The organism is Labilithrix sp., assembly GCA_019637155.1.
Classification (GTDB): domain Bacteria; phylum Myxococcota_A; class Polyangia; order Polyangiales; family Polyangiaceae; genus Labilithrix.
This window is the reverse complement of sequence record JAHBWE010000017.1, coordinates 83117-97878: the sequence shown is the minus strand read 5'-3', so window position 1 is coordinate 97878 and position 14762 is coordinate 83117. Positions and strand designations below refer to the sequence as shown.

The following is a 14762-nucleotide window of genomic DNA, read 5'->3' as shown; positions in this document are numbered from 1 at the left end:
CCCATGACGCACGTGGTGTTCATCGCGCCGCTCTTCCTCGAGACGACGAACCGTTACGTCGAAGGCTTCTGCAACATCGAAGACATCACGTTCAGCGTGATCAGCCAGGACCCGGCGAGCTCGATCCCGCGCGCGCTCAGGTCGCGGGTGACGGGCCACTACCGCGTCAGCGACCCGCTCGATCCGGAGCAGCTCCTCGTCGCGACGCGCGCGCTCGGCAAGGGGATCGGCAAGGTCGACCGCCTCGTCGGCGTCCTCGAGCAGCTGCAGATCCCGATGGCCCACGTCCGCGACGAGCTCGGGATCGAGGGCATCAACGGCGAGGTCGCGCGGAACTTCCGCGACAAGGACCGGATGAAGGACGTCTTCCGCGAGCACGGCGTGCCGACCGCGAAGAGCGGCCTCGCGACGTCGCCCGAGGCGCTGCGGAAGTTCATCGACCAGGTCGGCTACCCCGTCATCGTGAAGCCGCAGGCCGGGCTCGGCACGCGCGGGACCTACCGCATCACGTCGGCGGAGGACCTCGCCGCGCTCGAGGAGCAGGGCGTGACGCCGACGCAAGAGCGGCCGCTCCAGTGCGAGCAGTTCGTCGTCGGCGCGCGCGAGCACACGTGCGAGACCGTCACCGTGCGCGGCAAGCCGGTGTGGCGCTCCGGGACGCGCTACTTCCCGACGCCGCTCGAGGTCCTCGAGAACGCGTGGATGCAGTACTGCGTGATGCTCCCGCGCGAGGAGGACCTCCCCGAGTTCGAGAAGTTCGCGCCGATCAACGCCGCCGCCCTCGACGCGCTCTTCGGGCGCTGGGCAAAGACCGCGGCCGGCACGTCGCTCACGCACATGGAGTGGTTCCTCCGCGAGGACGGCACCGCGCTCGTGAACGAGGTCGGCGCGCGTCCGCCCGGCGTCATGATCATGCCGCTCATGAGCATCGCGCACGAGACCGACTTCTTCCACGACTGGGCGCGCCTCATGGCGGTCGAGGAGTTCACGCCGAAGAAGCGGAAGTGGTCCGCCGGCGCCGCGTTCTTCCGCGGTCAGGGTCGCGGCGACCGCATCGTCAGCGTCGAGGGGATCGACAAGGCGATCGCCGACGCGGGCGACGCGCTCGTCGAGTTCCGCACGCCGAAGGTCGGCATGGCGCGAGCGGCCGGCTACGAGGGCGAGGGCCGCGCGACGGTGCGCGGCGCGACGACCGAGGACGTGAAGAACGCGCTCATCTCGCTCGTCGAGAACGTCCAGATCCGTTACGGCTGAGCGCGGTAGACTGAGGCGATGACACGGCTCGGGGGAGTTCTCGCGCTCGCAGCGCTGGTCGTGACGGCCGGCTCCGCGTGCGCGTGGTGGGACCTCGACGACTACGCCGCGGGCTCCGGCGCGGAGGCCGACTCCGAAGACGAGAAGGAGGAGGACGGCGGGAAGCGCGAGGACGGCGGCGGGAGCTCCTCGACGAGCTCCACGTCGTCCAGCGGCGGGAGCAGCACGTCGTCGTCGACGTCGTCGAGCGGCGGCGGCAGCTGCAAGAAGCCGCTCCCGCCGCTTCCGGGCTGCCCTCCGGCGTGCAGCGGAGGCTGCGACGACGGCGTGTGCCACATCCTGTGCGGCGGGGGCTCGTGCAACGGCTCGGCGTTCGCCTGCCCGTTCGGCAAGCCGTGCGCGCTCACGTGCGAGGACGACTCCTGCAACGGCGCGAAGCTCCAGTGCCCGGCGGAGCAGCCTTGCACGGTGACCTGCAGCGGGGACTCGTGCACCGGCCTCACGATGAACTGCGGGCTCCAGGAGTGCAAGGCGACGTGCTCGAGCGGGAGCGGCACCGGAGCGACGGTGAGCTGCGGCGCGTCGTGCAGCTGCTCCGTCAGCTCGTGCCGGTAGCTTCGACGCGGCGGCGGTGGACGAGGCTCGGGACGACGGCCGCGGTGAGGATCGCGACCGTGGTCGCGAGCGACGCCCAGTTCGGGACGTGCACCCAGTGCCCCGCGATCATCTTCGCGCCGACGAAGACGAGGAGCGTCCCGAGCCCGTAGTGGAGGTACTTCAGGTTCGCGACGACGTCGGCGAGGACGAGGTAGAGCGCGCGGAGCCCGAGGATCGCGAACACGTTCGACGTGAAGACGATGAACGGATCGCGTGAGATCGCGAACACGGCGGGGATCGAGTCGATCGCGAACATGATGTCGGAGAGCTCGATCGCGACGATGGGGACGAGGAGCGGCGCCGAGACGTAGCGCTGCGCGAAGGTGACGACCTTGCTCTCCTTCTCGTCCCGCGCCTCCCGACCGTGCCCCAGCGTCTTCAGGCCGGTGAAGACGAGGAAGGCGCCGAGGACGTAGGTCGCGGCGTGCCATCGCTCGAGCACGGCGGAGCCTGCGGCGATGAAGAGGCCGCGCGTCACGAACGCGCCGATGATGCCCCAGAAGAGGACCTTGTGCTGCTGCTCGCGCGGGACGCGGAGGCGGCGGAAGATGACGAGGAAGACGAAGAGGTTGTCGACGCTGAGGCTCTTTTCCACGAGCCACGCGGTGACGAACTCCTGCGCCGCAGGCGCGCCGAGCTGGAGCGCGACGAAGCCCGCGAAGAGGAGCGAGACGCCGATCCAGATCCCGCTCCAGATCAGGGCGCGGCGCCGGCTGTCGGCGTGGTCGCCGCGATGTTGGATGAGGTCGATCGCGAGGCTGGCGACGACGACGGCCGCAAAAAGGCCCCAGGCCCAGAGCGGAACGGCGAACGACGACATCGACGCCGGAAAGATGCATGAAATGCTCCACGCCGATATGCTCGAGTCGTGACGCGTGAAGAGGTGTGGCGAACGGTCTCGAACGCGCTGCGTCCGACCTTCGGGCGTATGCTCGACGTGCGCGACGTGCGGCGCGTTCGACGGGTGGTGGGCGACGCGTGGGTCGTGACGGTGGTGCTGGCCGCGCCGAGCGGCGTCCTCCACGTCGCCGACCTGACGGTGGAGGACAACGGCACGATGACGCCGAAGCTCACCGCCGATCACGTCGTCGAGGCGGCGCGCAACGCGAAGAAGTTCGTGCTCGCGGCGGTGCCCGACGAGCTCGCCGACTTCGGCGACGCGCCGAGCAGCGAGAGCGCGCTCTCGATGCTCGAGGAGCTCGACGCGCCGATCGAGGCGCAGATCGAGTCCGCGCTCGAGAAGGGCGACGAGGCCTCGCTCCATACCGCGCGCGAGCTCCTGCCGCGGCTGCTCTCCGATCACGATCAGCAGGGCGCGACGCTCTTCAAGATGGCGGAGGTCGAGGTGAAGCTCGGCGAGCCCGCCCTCGCGCGCGGCTACCTCGAGGCGTCGGCGCGCGAGTTCGCGGACCGCTTCGATCTCCCGGCGCTGGAGAAGGCGGCGGCGATGGAGCTCGAGCTCATCGGCCGCGAGGAGTTCGCGACGTCGCCGGTGCACACGCTGCTCGACCAGAGCCGCGCGCGCCTGCGCCCGCTCGACTCGGTGTTCGACGCGCGCAGCTTCGCCGGCCTGCCGGAGGAGGTCCGCACGAAGCTCGCCGCCGCGATGACGCTGCGCACGCTCGCGCCGGGCGAGACGCTGGTGGCGGAGGGCGAGCCCTCGAAGAACGTGTTCGTCGTGAAGAGCGGCCTCCTCGGCGTGTGGCTCGAGAAGCCGGAGGGCGGGTCGTGGCTCGTCCGCTGCTGCTTCCCGGGCTGGCTCCTCGGCGAGTCGTCGGTCATGGGCACCGCCGAGTCCCCCCGGCGCTGCACCGCGACGCTGAAGGCGGAGCGCGTGAGCGAGGTGTGGACGCTCCCGGCCGCCGCGGTCCGCGCCGCGATGGACGAGGACCTGCCGTTCGGCCTCCGCATCGCGCAGACGAAGCAGATGCACCGCATCGACTCGTTCTTCTCGATGCACGAGACGATGGGCCAGCTCGACGTGCAGGTGCGGGACGAGATGCTCTCCTGCATCCAGCGCCTCGCGACCTTCAACGAGGACACCGTCATCCTGACCGCGAACGAGATCCCGGACGTGGCTTGCCTGGTCGCGCGCGGCTCGATCGGCCTCTACGAGGGCGAGCATCAGGAGACGCCGTCGAACGTGATCGAGCCGGACACGTTCTACGGCGTCCGCGACGCGATCCACCGCATCGCGCCCCCCTTCGACGCGGTCGCGCGCGCGGGCTCCACGATCGCGTTCTTCGACGCCGCGCGCCTGCAGAAGCTGTGCGAGCGGAGCCCCGAGCAGGTGGTGGCCGTGCTAGAGCGGCTGGGATGAAGCTCGTCTCGTCTCTCACCGTCGTCGGTGTCCTGGTCGCTGCTCTCGTTGCATGTTCGTCGGACGACGACGACAAGCCGGCGGGCGACGCCGCCGGCTCGTGCACGGACCTGTGCACGAAGTCGGGCTTCGCGAGCGGCCGCGCGAACGTGTACCCGCACGAGATCAACTGCTTCTGCGAGGGCGGCGGGGGCGCGGGCGGGGACGCGGGCACGGGCACGGTCGCGGCGGCGGACTGCAGCGGGATGTGCACGGCGCTGGGGAAGGCGAAGGGCGCCGTCTTCGGCTCCGGCGCGGGCCAGACCGCGAACGCGTGCCAGTGCGATTGAGGGCTCGATGAACGCCGCCCAGTTCCGCAAGCTGGCCCTCTCGCTCCCGAACACGGAGGAGGGTTCGCACATGGGCCACGCGGACTTCCGCGTGGGCGGGAAGATCTTCGCAAGCCTGACCGAGGACGAGACGAAGGCGTCCTTCAAGCTCCCCCTCGAGCTCCAGCTGACGCTCATCGACGACGAGTCTTTCGCCGGCCAATTCGCCCCCGCCGCCGGCGCCTGGGGCCGCAGCGGCTGGACCTACGCCCACCTCGCAAAGGTCACGGCGACGGTGATGAGGGCCCTCCTCGAGGACGCATACACCCTCGTATCGAAGGTCACGGCGAAGGGGAAGGTCGCGGCGAAGGCGAAGGTCGCGGCGAGGGGGAAGGGCTCGGCGAAGGGGAAGGGGAAGGGCGTGGCGAAGGGGAGGGTCGCGGCGAAATCGAAGGTCGCGACGCCAGCGAAGGTCGCGGCGAAGAGTGCAGCACCGGCGAAGGGCGCGGCGCCGGCGAAGCCGAAGGTCGCGGCGCCGCGAAGGTCGCGGTGACGGCGAAGCCGAAGGGCGTGGCGAAGGCGACGGTCGCGGCGAAGGCGAAGGGTGCGGTGACGGCGATGGCGAAGGTCGCGTCTCCGGCGAAGGGTGCGGCGATGGCGAAGGTCGCGGCGAAGACGGCGAACGTGAAGCGGGGTCGCTAGACTCCGGGCTCCGCCGCGCCGAGCGGCGAGGAGGGCGCCTGCTCGCGATCGTGAGTCTCCGAATGCCGTGCTCCTCGGGCGTTTGTACAACCCAGGTTGTGTAATCGATATGCGCAACCGAGGTTGTGCAATCCGCTCGTGGGCACGAGCTTCGGTGCGTCGGGGGGTGCGCGTGCTGGAGTCGTTGCACAACCTGGGGGTGAATTGGGATGCGCAACCGAGGATGTGCAGTCCTCGCTTACGGGCGTGAGCTTTCGGCGTGTCGGGCGTTGCGCGCGCTGGAGTCGTTGCACAACCTGGGTTGTGGAGTTGGGTGCGCAACCGAGGTTGTGCAGTCCTCGCTTGCGAGCGCGAGCTTCGGCGTGTCGAGCGTTGCGCGAGCGGGGTCGTTGCACAACTGGGTTGTGGAGTTGGGGTGCGCAACCGAGGTTGTACAGTTCTCGCTCGCCGGAGCGAGCTGTTGGTGTGTCGAGCGTCGCGCGAGTTGGAGCTGTTGTACAACCTGGGTTGCGAAACGAGATGCACAACCGAGGTTGTGCAATTCTCGCTCGCGGGCGCGAGCTTCGGCGTGTCGGGCGTTGCGCGAGCGGGGCCGCTACTGCGCGATGAGGTCGTTGCAGTCGACGCCGCCGGTCATGACGCGGACTTGGCCTTTCCACTTCGAGCCGACCTTGAAGGTGGACCATTTTGCTTGTGGGAGGTCGCATGAGGCGGCGTCCTTCGACTTGGCGTCGGTGAAGAGGACTGTGTACTTCTCGGTCTTCGAGCCTTCGCGCTCGCAGCCGAGGCACGTGCCTCCCGTCACCTTCGTTACGGGCCAGCGTGGGGTGTCGCTGACGCTCGCGCCCTTCTCGGTCGCGGTGCGGGCGGTGCGCCACTCCGTTACGTCGATATCGCATTTGTCGTCGTAAACGGGAGTCTCCTTGTACTTGTCGGTGCACTCCCTCACCTCCTTGTACGAGCCGTTGCCCAGGTCCTTCTTGCGCGTCGAGCAGGTCTGGCCGTCCTTCTCCCTCTTCGTGCCACGTTGCTCGCGGCGGCGTGAGACGACGCGCGCGCCGGCCGGGATCTCGTCGCACCACGTGCTCTTGCGGACGTTCTCGAAGCGCTCGATCCGGATGCTCCGCTCCCACGAATGGCCCGTCACCGCGAGCGCGGCCTCACGCTTCCAGAAGACCGCGACTAGGACGAGCACGAGGAGTAGCGCGAAGACGCCGCCGACGATGCCGAGGATCAGTCCCGCGCTGCTCTTCTTCGGCGGTGCGGGCTGGAAGCCCTGCGCCGCGCTCCTGAAGGGCTGCTGCGGATAGGCGCCGGGTGCGTGAGCACCGGGCGGATAGGCGCCGTGAGGATAGGCACCGGGTGCGTGAGCACCGGGCGGATAGGCACCGGGTGCGTGAGCGCCGGGTGCGTGAGCACCGGCCGGATAGGCACCCGGCGGATAGCCGCCGGGTGGGGGGACGACGACGTCGGCTTGGCGCGCGACCTCGGCGCCCTTGTCGATGGGGCCGCCGCAGTTCGTGCAGCACTTGGCGGCGCGGGACATCGGCTGCCGGCACGACGGGCACACCACGTCGGCGCCGACGTACGGGTGGTTCTTGACCGCGACCTTCTCGTGGTCGGGCGGGAAGTAGCGCGCGTTCGGATCCTGCGGCGCGCCGCAGCCGGCGCAGAAGCGATGCGTGACGCCGAGGAGCTTCTTCTGACCGCAGTACTTGCAGTCCCAGAGCATCTCGTAGACGGCTTCTTCTCCGTTCATGCATCGCGAGTATCTCCGAGGCACTCACGGCGCGCCACAGGCGAGCCACTCTCCGAGCTTCCGGCGCTCCGCCTCCGCGACGTCGGAGTCCTCCGGCATCTCCGTGTTCGTCGCCTTCGGTCCCGCCGCGGCGGCGGAGTCGATGCTCGTCGCGTTCGCGCGCACGTTGGCGACGGAGTCGAGCGCCGGCGACTCTCCGCGGCCCGCGGCCGAGTGGCACTTCGTGCAATGCGTCTCGAGGAACGATCGCCCGAACGTCTCATACGTGAGCGTCGATCCCTCCGGGCACGTGCTTCCGGTCGGCTCTCCGCCGCTGGAGCACGCGGCGATCACCGCCGCTCCGAGAGCGAACATGCTCGATAGCCTCGATCCAATCATCGCCCCTCCAGTGTTCCCGACGCCGCCGAAGCGATCACGAGGCTGGAGCGAACGCGAACGATCAAGAACCGCGCGGGACGAGCTCGAGGATCTGGCCGTTCGTCTCGTCGCTCACGAAGATCGTGCCGGCCGGGCCGACGCGCACGTCGCGGATGCGGGCGCGGCGGGCGGTGAGGAGGCGCTCCTCGCCGACGACGCGATCCTCGGAGATCGTGAGGCGAACGAGGTGCTCTCCGGCGAGCCCGCCGACGAAGAGGCTGCCGCGCCACGCCGGGAACGCCGCCGCGTCGTAGAACGCAGCGCCCGCCGGCGCGATGACGGGATCCCAGTAGTAGACCGGCTGCTCGATGCCGGCGGCGGCCGTGACGCCGGAACCGATCGTCGCGCCGGAGTAGTCGATGCCGTACGTCACCGTCGGCCAGCCGTAGTCCTTGCCGGGGCGGATGATGTTGACCTCGTCGCCGCCCCGCGCCCCGTGCTCGACCGTCCAGAGCTGGCCTGTCTTCGGGTGGAGCGCGGCCGACTGCGGGTTGCGGTGACCGCTCGAGAACACCTCCGGGAGCGCGCCCGGACGATTCACGTACGGGTTGTCGAGCGGGATGCTGCCGTCGAGGTTGAGGCGGATCACCTTGCCGTAGGAGCTTCCGAGATCGCGCGCGTTGCCGGCGCCGTTGCTCACGCCGCGCTCGCCGACGGTGACGAAGACGTGGCCGTCGCGATCGAACACGATGCGCGAGCCGAAGTGGACGCTCGAGCTGCTCGTCTGCGTCATGCGCCAGATCGACTCGACGTTCGTGAGCGACGGGGTCGCGCCGCGCACCAGCTTCGCGCGGGCGAGGACGAGGCCGTTGCCGCCGGTCCGCGGCTCGGAGTACGTGAAGTAGATCTGCGAGGTCTCTGCGAACGACGGCGCGAGCACGACGTCGAGCAAACCTCCCTGGCCGCGCGCCGCGATCGCGGGGAGCCCGGCGAGCGGCTCGGAGAGGGCGCCGTTCTCCGCGATGATGCGCATCCGGCCCGGCCGCTCGGTCACGAGCTTCGCGCCGTCGGGGAGGAACGCGATCGCCCACGGCCGCGAGAGGCCGCTCGCCGTGACGCGCACGTCGAAGGCGACGTTCGTGCGATCGCCGGGGGAGCGCGTCTGCCCGCGAAATGCCGGTCGCTGACTCGAAGCGTTCGGCGGACGGTTCTCCACCGGTGTGCCGCTCGGCAGCACGGAGCGCGGCCCCCACGGATCGTCGTTCGCCGTCGCGTTCAGCTCGGAGGCCGACTCCTCCGTCGCATCGCTCGGTGCACAAGCGGCTCCCGCCACGATCAACAGCCAAATGCCCGCACGGGCCGCCCCACCAAGCACGTTCGCCATGGGCGCCGTCCTTAGCGCACACTCGCCGATTGTCGACGTCCGACGCGCAAATCGACGACCCGCCCTGCAGACAGGTGCAAGATCCTGCCGAGATCACAGGAGAAAATTTCCTGAAACTTGGTTACTCAACGTCGGGGGCTTCGCCCCCGACACCCCCACCCCAGACACGACCCTCGCGCTTCGCGCTCGGGGCGCTGCGCGCCCGCTTGCGCGGCCGCTTCTGGGGCCCCTCGCGCGCGCCGCGGGTGAGCGTGAGGGCCATGCGAGCGGGCCCGCTGCTGGGGGCCGCTGCCAATCGCCGCGCTCATGGGGCCGGATTTGGCGCTCGCATGCGCAGGCGAGCGTGACGGCCGTGCGCGATGCGGCGGCGAGATCGCTTCTGGGGCCTTCGCGTGAGTGCGAGGGTCGGGCGCGACGCAGCGGGGAAAGCGGGGGCCCCGCGACCGCGGCCGCCCCAGCGGTTGCGAAGCGCCCCGAGCGCAGCGACGTCCGTGCGCGACGCAGCGGGGGAAGCGGGGGCCCCGCGACCGCGGCCGCCCCAGCGGTTGCGAAGCAACCCGAGCGCGAAAGCGCGAGGGCCGTGGTCGCGGGGCGGGGGTGTCGGGGGCAGAGCCCCCGACCATGAAGAGAGGGCCGTGGTCGCGGGGCGGGGGTGTCGGGGGCAGAGCCCCCGACCATGAAGAGACTCAGGCGCCCGGTTTGCCCTTGTCGCAATGGCCGCCGCCGGCGTGGCCGCCGCGGTGCGGGGAGGCGGCGCGGACGGCGGCGGCTTCGTCCTTCGTGACGGTGCCGTCGGCGATCGCCTTTGCGACCTCGGCGTTGACCTTCGCGATGTTCGCCTCGAACTTCGCGCGGAGCTCCTTCGCTTGCTCCGCCGTGAGCTTGCTCGCCCGCTTCTCCATGTGCTCGCGCGCCTTCGCCTGGCGCGCGTCGACACGCTGCTTGAACGTCGCGGCCGGCATCGGAAAGCTCGGCTTGTCGTCCGCGAAGGCGGGGACCGCCGCGAGGACACCAAACGCCACGACCACCAGACCGATCATCTTCGAACGCATGTTCATCATCTCCTTGTGAGGGACAGACGGGCGGGCCGCGCGAGGAATGCCGGGGTTTACGGTGCTTTACGGCCGCCCAGTCATGAGCGCCCCTCGTTCCAGGATAGATGCATAATATCAAGTAGTTAACGTCCGTCAAAACGCGATATGGGCTGGCATTCCACTTACCCCTACAGTCGTCATGACTCGGGCGATCGCGTTGCTGCTCCTCTCTGCTGTCGCGGCGTGCGGCGACGACGGAACCAGGACAAGGAACGCCAACGGCGGCAACCTCCGCTTCACCGCGAACGTGAAGCCCTGAGGCGGAGCGGATCAGGACGACGCGCCCGACCGCCGCGCGCGGACGTCGGCGATCCACGCGTCGATGAGCTGGCGCGCGATGCTGAGAGGAGGCGGGATCATCGGCAGATCGTCGATCGCGAACCACTTCGCGTCGGACAGCTCGGTCGGATCGATCGCGATCTCTCCCGCGCGCCACTCCGCGGTGAAGGCGATCATGAGCGAGTTCGGGAACGGCCACGGCTGGCTCCCGAAGTAGCGGACGTCTCCGACCGTGACGCCGGACTCCTCCCGCACCTCGCGCACGAGCGTCTCTTCGAGCGACTCGCCGATCTCCGCGAAGCCCGCGAGCGTGCTGTAAAAGACGCCGGGGAACTTCGCGTTCGACGCGAGCAACGCGAGGTCGCCTTTGCGGACGAGCGTGATGATCGCGGGAGAGATGCGCGGGTAGAGATGGAGCCTGCAGGTCGGACACGCCATCGCGCGCTCGCTGTCGTGCGGCGCCGTCTTCGTCCCGCAGCGCCCGCAGAAGCGGCTCGTCGTGAGCCAGTCGGCGGTGTGCATCGCGCGGCCCGCCACGCCGAAGAGCGACGCGTCGAGCATCGCCGCGAGCGCGCGGAGCGCGAAGAGCTCGAACGGCGCCTCGATGCGGCCGGCGATGGGGACGACGAGCGCGTCGGTGTCGTCGAGCGAGCCGAGGCGATGCGCGTCCTTCGCGTCGAGGCCGAGCGCCGCGACGTCCTCGTCGGACGGGAAGACGATGCGCTCGCCGTCGCGCCGCGCGACGAGGCCTTTGGGATGGACCACGAACCACGTCCGTCGCGCGTGCGCGTGCGTCGGGTCCACCTGCGGGACGAAATTCATGCGTGGCCGATTCTATCCTCCGTCCGGCCCTCCGCTCGCCAGTAGCTCACCGTCGCGAGCACGCCCGCGATCGCGGTCGCGCCGGCGAGGACGTGGAGGCCGGGCCAGCGCACGACCGCCGCGATGACCGCGCCGAACTGGAGCAACGTCGTCAGCTTGCCGAACGGCGCGTGCGGGTGCGGCCGGAAGAGCGTGTGCCAGTCCTTCGCCGCGAGGCGGAGCGCGATCGCGAGCTCGCCCACGTCGCGCACCCCGAGCAAAAGGGCCTCAGTGAGCGTGAGCGCGCCGGAGACGACGAGCGCGACGGCGACGACGCCGACGAACAGCTTGTCCGTGACCGCGTCGAGCACCGCGCCGGCGGGGGTCTCCTGGTGGAAGCGGCGCGCGACCCAGCCGTCGAGCACGTCGGAGAGGCCCGCGAGCGCGAGGGCGCCGAGCGCGATCGGCGCGTTCCGGACGTGGGCGGCGAAGACGACGGCGAGCGGCAGGCGCGTGAAGCTGATGAGCCCGGGCACCCGGACGAGATCGCGCGCGGCATAGACGGACATCGACGGAGGTCGACGATGCAGGACGAGTGCCAGTAAGGTGCGCGGCGATGCCCTGGAAGATCGTGAACCTGGATTACCAAGCGTCGCGGCCGCACCTCCACCTCAAGGACCCGAACGCGCCCATCCACCTCCGCTCGTATTTCGCCGAGTCGCGCGTCGAGATCGGGCTCGGCGCCGACGATCCGGAGGACTGCTTCGTCCGCGCGCTCGTCACGCCGGACGACGTGCTCGTGAAGGCGACGAAGTTCGAGCCGCTCCACGTCCAGATCCTCGGCTCGATCCTGAGCTCCCTCGACGTCGAGCCGGGCGAGCGCGACGCCGCGCTCGGCTGGATGCAAGACTTGCTGCGCGACCGGCAAGCCGTGCGCGAGCCAGGCGGCATGTTGCGCGGCAACGTCGAGTCGTTTCCCGCGCCGACCGGGTGGCCTTACGACCTCACCGACGAGGCGCTCCTCGAGTCGCTCGACGATCGCGAGGGCACGCCGCACACCCGCCGCAACGCGCTCCTCCGTGAGGCGCAGCGTCGGGGCCTCGGGCTGCCGCCGCGCCCTCAGGGCCGCGGCGGCAGCCCGGAGGTCATCGTGCAGCGTCCGCGTCGTTGACGCCGACGGGCTCCTCCTCTTCTTCCTCCTCGACCTCTTCGACCCACACGCGCGGCCGCTGCATCATGAGCTTCCGCTCCTCGTCGTGGAGGCGGTACCGATCCATCAGCGCGAGTCGCCCCGCGACGCCCGGGCTCACGTGGATGATCGGCGTGACCCCCTCGGCCGTGCGCGGCGCCGCGCACCCGGCGGCGAGGGCGACGGCGACGAGGGCAAGGAGGCGCGGCATGAGCATGGAACACGGACCCGCGGCCGGGCTTGGATCATCATCGCTCGGCCGCCGGCGCGGTCAAGCGCGGCCGCCGAAAGAGGCGGACGCGTGATCGCTTCAAGCGAGCTCCTGGCGACGTTCGTGAAAGGTGTCGTCGTCTTCGCGAGCACTAACGTCGACGACGTCGTGCTCCTCACGGTCCTCTTCGCGGATCCGACGCTGCGGCCGCGCGCGGTCGTCGGCGGGCAGGTCCTCGGGATCGCCGTCCTCGTCGGCGCGAGCGTGGCGGTGGCCGCCTTCGCCGTCGCGGTCCCCGCGCGATGGATCTCGCTCGTCGGGATCGTTCCGCTCGCGCTCGGGCTGTACAAAGGCGTCGAGGTCCTTCGCGCGCGCGGCGTGGACGAGGGCGGGCCGCCGAAGGAGCGGCTCGCCGGTGCGTCGCAGGTCCTCGCCGTCGCGGCGGTGACGATCGCGAACGGCGGCGACAACCTCGGCGTGTACGTCCCGCTCTTCGCGGTCGAGCGACGGCACCTCTTCGTCTACGTCCCCGTCTTCGCGGTGATGACCGCGCTCTGGTGCGCGCTCGCGTTCCGCCTCGTCGACAACCAAGCGGTGAGGAGCAAGGTCCGGCGCTACGGGCGCGTCGTCCTGCCGATCGTCCTCGTCCTCCTCGGGCTCCAGATCCTGGCGGGAGGTCAGGGCGGCGGGAGGATCCCGCTCTTCGGACGTGGATCCACCTTCGGTCCGCCGAACGTCGTCGCGAGCGCGAGGTTCACGATCGCGGGGTAGGTGAGCTGGCCCGGGTCCTGGTCGTGGGTGTGACCCGGATCGATGAAGTGCTGGTAGACCGGCACGCGGATCGAAGCGGAGAGCACGAGCGTGTCGAGGGCGTAGCTCACCATGCCGCCGGCGAGCACGTCGGTGCGGCCGACGTTGCCGTCTTGCTGGATGACGCGGCGCCACCGCTCGGGCTGCTCGTTCAGCACGTCCGCGCCGAGGCCGACGCGGAGCCGCTTCACGACCTCGACGTCGCCGGCGACGCCCGCCGTGTAGCGGTTGCCCGCGAGGTAGCGCCGGGCGTTCTCGTAGACGAAGAGCATCGCCTGCGCGTAGCCGCCGGCGCGCACGCTCCCGAACGAACGACCGGCGTCGAGCGCGAAGACCGGGGCGAACGTGCCGGTGCCGAACTGGATGTGCTGGTGCTCGAGGCCGGCGCGTCCGCGCGCGAAGGGGTCCTCCTCCGTGCTCCCGACCGGCAGCGCGACCCCCGCGCGCGCCGTGACCGCGAGCGCGCCGACCGCGCCCGTCATCCGGCCGAAGAGCCACGGATCGCCGAGGCCGTAGAGCGTCTCGTCGCGGTGATGGATGTTCTGGTAGTCCGGCGCGAACGCGGTGCCGTCGAGCCGGCGGAACGTGATCGTGGTGCTCACGACGCGGAGCGGCACCTGCGCCTCGAGCGCGAAGCGATCGGTAATGCCCAATGCGAGAATGGGGCGGAGCTCGGCGACGTAGAAGCGCTGATCGTGAATCTGCGCGGGCTCGTCGCGCTGATTGCATATCGGGCCGATGTCGGGACAGTGCTCCGAGTGCGTGACGTGCATCGTCGTCGCGGTGAGGTTGAATGCGAGCGAGAGCTCGCCCGGATGCAAATAGGCAATCGCGGTGCGCGCGGTCGGCAAATTGGGATTGCTGCACCCCGCGCACGCGGCGGCGGTGCGCTCGGCGAGCGAGGCCCCGAGAAAGGCGACGAGCGCGAGCGCTGTCAGGCGCTTCATTGCGCGCGGGCTTCGGCGATCGTGCGGTCGATGAGCGCGAGGTCGGCGCCGTAGAGCGCGCGGAAGCGCTTGCCCTTCGGTCCGTACACGATGATGAGCGGCAACGTCGGGACGTCCTTCACGTAGCGCTGCCCGAGCGCGGACTCCCACTCCACGATGTTGAGCTTGCGGTACGCGAGCTCCGTCTCGCCGCCGGCGAGCCGCTTGTAGACGTGGCCGTCGACCTTGCGGCAGACCGCGCACCACTCCGCGTAGAACTCGAAGACGGTGACCTTGCCGGGAGCGGCGTGCGCGTCGAGGTCGGGCACGTCCTCGCCTTCCTTCGAGAGCCACGCGACGTCGGCGCCCTCGGGCAGCTTCGGGAGCGGCTCGAAGGTGAGGTCGGGGTGGCACTCGAGGCACTGCGACTCTGGCACGCCGTGCGGCTTGCACCAGTCGCCCGCGCGCTGGAATTGCGCGACGAGCTCGGGGTGGTGCTTCGTGCAGACCTGCGCCGGCACCTTGTGCTCGCAGAGCACGATGTCGCCCTCGACGCGCGAGAGCTCCGACAGCTTGCCGTGGGGCGTGCCCGCGGTCCCGGCCGGCGGCGGGGAAGACGCGCACGCCGCGAGCACGAGCGCGGCGGCGCAGAAGTGAAAGACGTTCCTCATCGGCGGGGCAGACAGAGGAAACGCGCGGAACATTACACGC

Annotated in this window: 18 protein-coding genes; 8 read left to right on the top strand and 10 right to left on the bottom strand. The window is 70.2% G+C overall.

All coding sequences use genetic code 11. The features are described from left to right. Nucleotides 1-3 precede the first annotated feature (3 nt). Nucleotides 4-1254 carry an ATP-grasp domain-containing protein gene (locus tag KF837_32535; GenBank protein ID MBX3232100.1) on the top strand — a complete coding sequence of 417 codons (1251 nt, stop codon included), beginning with the start codon at nucleotides 4-6 and terminating at the stop codon, nucleotides 1252-1254. 18 nt (nucleotides 1255-1272) lie between these two features. Beyond that, a complete protein-coding gene (locus tag KF837_32530) occupies nucleotides 1273-1869 on the top strand; it encodes a hypothetical protein (protein MBX3232099.1) in 597 nt (198 codons plus the stop codon). Here KF837_32530 and KF837_32525 read toward each other — a convergent pair. Continuing rightward, the gene (locus tag KF837_32525; GenBank protein MBX3232098.1) at nucleotides 1853-2731 is read right to left on the bottom strand and encodes a hypothetical protein; all 879 of its coding nucleotides are present in this window, start codon (nucleotides 2729-2731) and stop codon (nucleotides 1853-1855) included. The genes KF837_32530 and KF837_32525 overlap by 17 nt on opposite strands. A 48-nt stretch (nucleotides 2732-2779) precedes the next feature. Between KF837_32525 and KF837_32520 the strand changes: the two genes are divergently transcribed. The 4 genes from KF837_32520 to KF837_32505 are packed head-to-tail and all read left to right on the top strand — an operon-like array spanning nucleotide 2780 to nucleotide 5241. Further along, the gene (locus KF837_32520; protein ID MBX3232097.1) at nucleotides 2780-4231 is read left to right on the top strand and encodes a cyclic nucleotide-binding domain-containing protein; all 1452 of its coding nucleotides are present in this window, start codon (nucleotides 2780-2782) and stop codon (nucleotides 4229-4231) included. Continuing rightward, entirely contained in the window at nucleotides 4228-4560 is a 333-nt protein-coding gene (locus KF837_32515; GenBank protein MBX3232096.1) for a hypothetical protein, read from the top strand. Before KF837_32520 ends, KF837_32515 begins: the two co-directional genes overlap by 4 nt. A 7-nt stretch (nucleotides 4561-4567) precedes the next feature. Beyond that, the gene (locus KF837_32510; GenBank protein ID MBX3232095.1) at nucleotides 4568-5092 is read left to right on the top strand and encodes an MmcQ/YjbR family DNA-binding protein; all 525 of its coding nucleotides are present in this window, start codon (nucleotides 4568-4570) and stop codon (nucleotides 5090-5092) included. Continuing rightward, nucleotides 5089-5241, top strand: coding sequence for a hypothetical protein (locus KF837_32505; GenBank protein MBX3232094.1), 153 nt, complete (start codon nucleotides 5089-5091; stop codon nucleotides 5239-5241). Before KF837_32510 ends, KF837_32505 begins: the two co-directional genes overlap by 4 nt. 595 nt (nucleotides 5242-5836) lie before the next feature. Here the strand turns inward: KF837_32505 and KF837_32500 are convergent. The 6 genes from KF837_32500 to KF837_32475 all read right to left on the bottom strand — a co-directional run bounded on the left by KF837_32500 (nucleotide 5837) and on the right by KF837_32475 (nucleotide 11484). Next, on the bottom strand, nucleotides 5837-7000 hold the full coding sequence (locus tag KF837_32500; GenBank protein ID MBX3232093.1) for a hypothetical protein: 1164 nt from the start codon (nucleotides 6998-7000) through the stop codon (nucleotides 5837-5839). Between the two features lie 24 nt (nucleotides 7001-7024). Beyond that, nucleotides 7025-7354 (bottom strand): hypothetical protein, encoded by a 330-nt coding sequence (locus tag KF837_32495; protein MBX3232092.1) that lies wholly within the window; start codon nucleotides 7352-7354, stop codon nucleotides 7025-7027. Between the two features lie 85 nt (nucleotides 7355-7439). Further along, complete coding sequence (locus KF837_32490) at nucleotides 7440-8690, bottom strand: PQQ-dependent sugar dehydrogenase (protein MBX3232091.1); 1251 nt, start codon at nucleotides 8688-8690, stop codon at nucleotides 7440-7442. A 737-nt stretch (nucleotides 8691-9427) separates the two neighbouring features. Then, on the bottom strand, nucleotides 9428-9793 hold the full coding sequence (locus KF837_32485) for a hypothetical protein (protein MBX3232090.1): 366 nt from the start codon (nucleotides 9791-9793) through the stop codon (nucleotides 9428-9430). Nucleotides 9794-10105: 312 nt separating this feature from the next. Next, on the bottom strand, nucleotides 10106-10936 hold the full coding sequence (gene nudC, locus KF837_32480; protein MBX3232089.1) for an NAD(+) diphosphatase: 831 nt from the start codon (nucleotides 10934-10936) through the stop codon (nucleotides 10106-10108). Next, nucleotides 10933-11484: a CDP-alcohol phosphatidyltransferase family protein gene (locus KF837_32475; GenBank protein ID MBX3232088.1), complete on the bottom strand. Its 552-nt coding sequence runs from the start codon at nucleotides 11482-11484 to the stop codon at nucleotides 10933-10935. The genes nudC and KF837_32475 overlap by 4 nt, the downstream gene beginning before the upstream one ends. 47 nt (nucleotides 11485-11531) lie before the next feature. On the opposite strand from KF837_32475, the gene KF837_32470 reads away from it, so the two are divergent. After that, nucleotides 11532-12086 (top strand): hypothetical protein, encoded by a 555-nt coding sequence (locus KF837_32470; GenBank protein ID MBX3232087.1) that lies wholly within the window; start codon nucleotides 11532-11534, stop codon nucleotides 12084-12086. On the opposite strand, the gene KF837_32465 is transcribed toward KF837_32470, so the two are convergent. Next, nucleotides 12061-12315, bottom strand: coding sequence for a hypothetical protein (locus KF837_32465; GenBank protein ID MBX3232086.1), 255 nt, complete (start codon nucleotides 12313-12315; stop codon nucleotides 12061-12063). The two genes, KF837_32470 and KF837_32465, sit on opposite strands and share 26 nt — an antisense overlap. A 90-nt stretch (nucleotides 12316-12405) precedes the next feature. On the opposite strand from KF837_32465, the gene KF837_32460 reads away from it, so the two are divergent. Further along, complete coding sequence (locus KF837_32460) at nucleotides 12406-13086, top strand: cadmium resistance transporter (protein ID MBX3232085.1); 681 nt, start codon at nucleotides 12406-12408, stop codon at nucleotides 13084-13086. Here KF837_32460 and KF837_32455 read toward each other — a convergent pair. Together KF837_32455 and KF837_32450 are read right to left on the bottom strand one after the other, a co-directional pair. Further along, nucleotides 12993-14072, bottom strand: a complete 1080-nt coding sequence (locus KF837_32455) for a hypothetical protein (protein ID MBX3232084.1) — start codon at nucleotides 14070-14072, stop codon at nucleotides 12993-12995. The genes KF837_32460 and KF837_32455 overlap by 94 nt on opposite strands. Beyond that, a complete protein-coding gene (locus tag KF837_32450; GenBank protein ID MBX3232083.1) occupies nucleotides 14069-14722 on the bottom strand; it encodes a thioredoxin family protein in 654 nt (217 codons plus the stop codon). Before KF837_32450 ends, KF837_32455 begins: the two co-directional genes overlap by 4 nt. Between the last annotated feature and the right edge of the window lie 40 nt (nucleotides 14723-14762).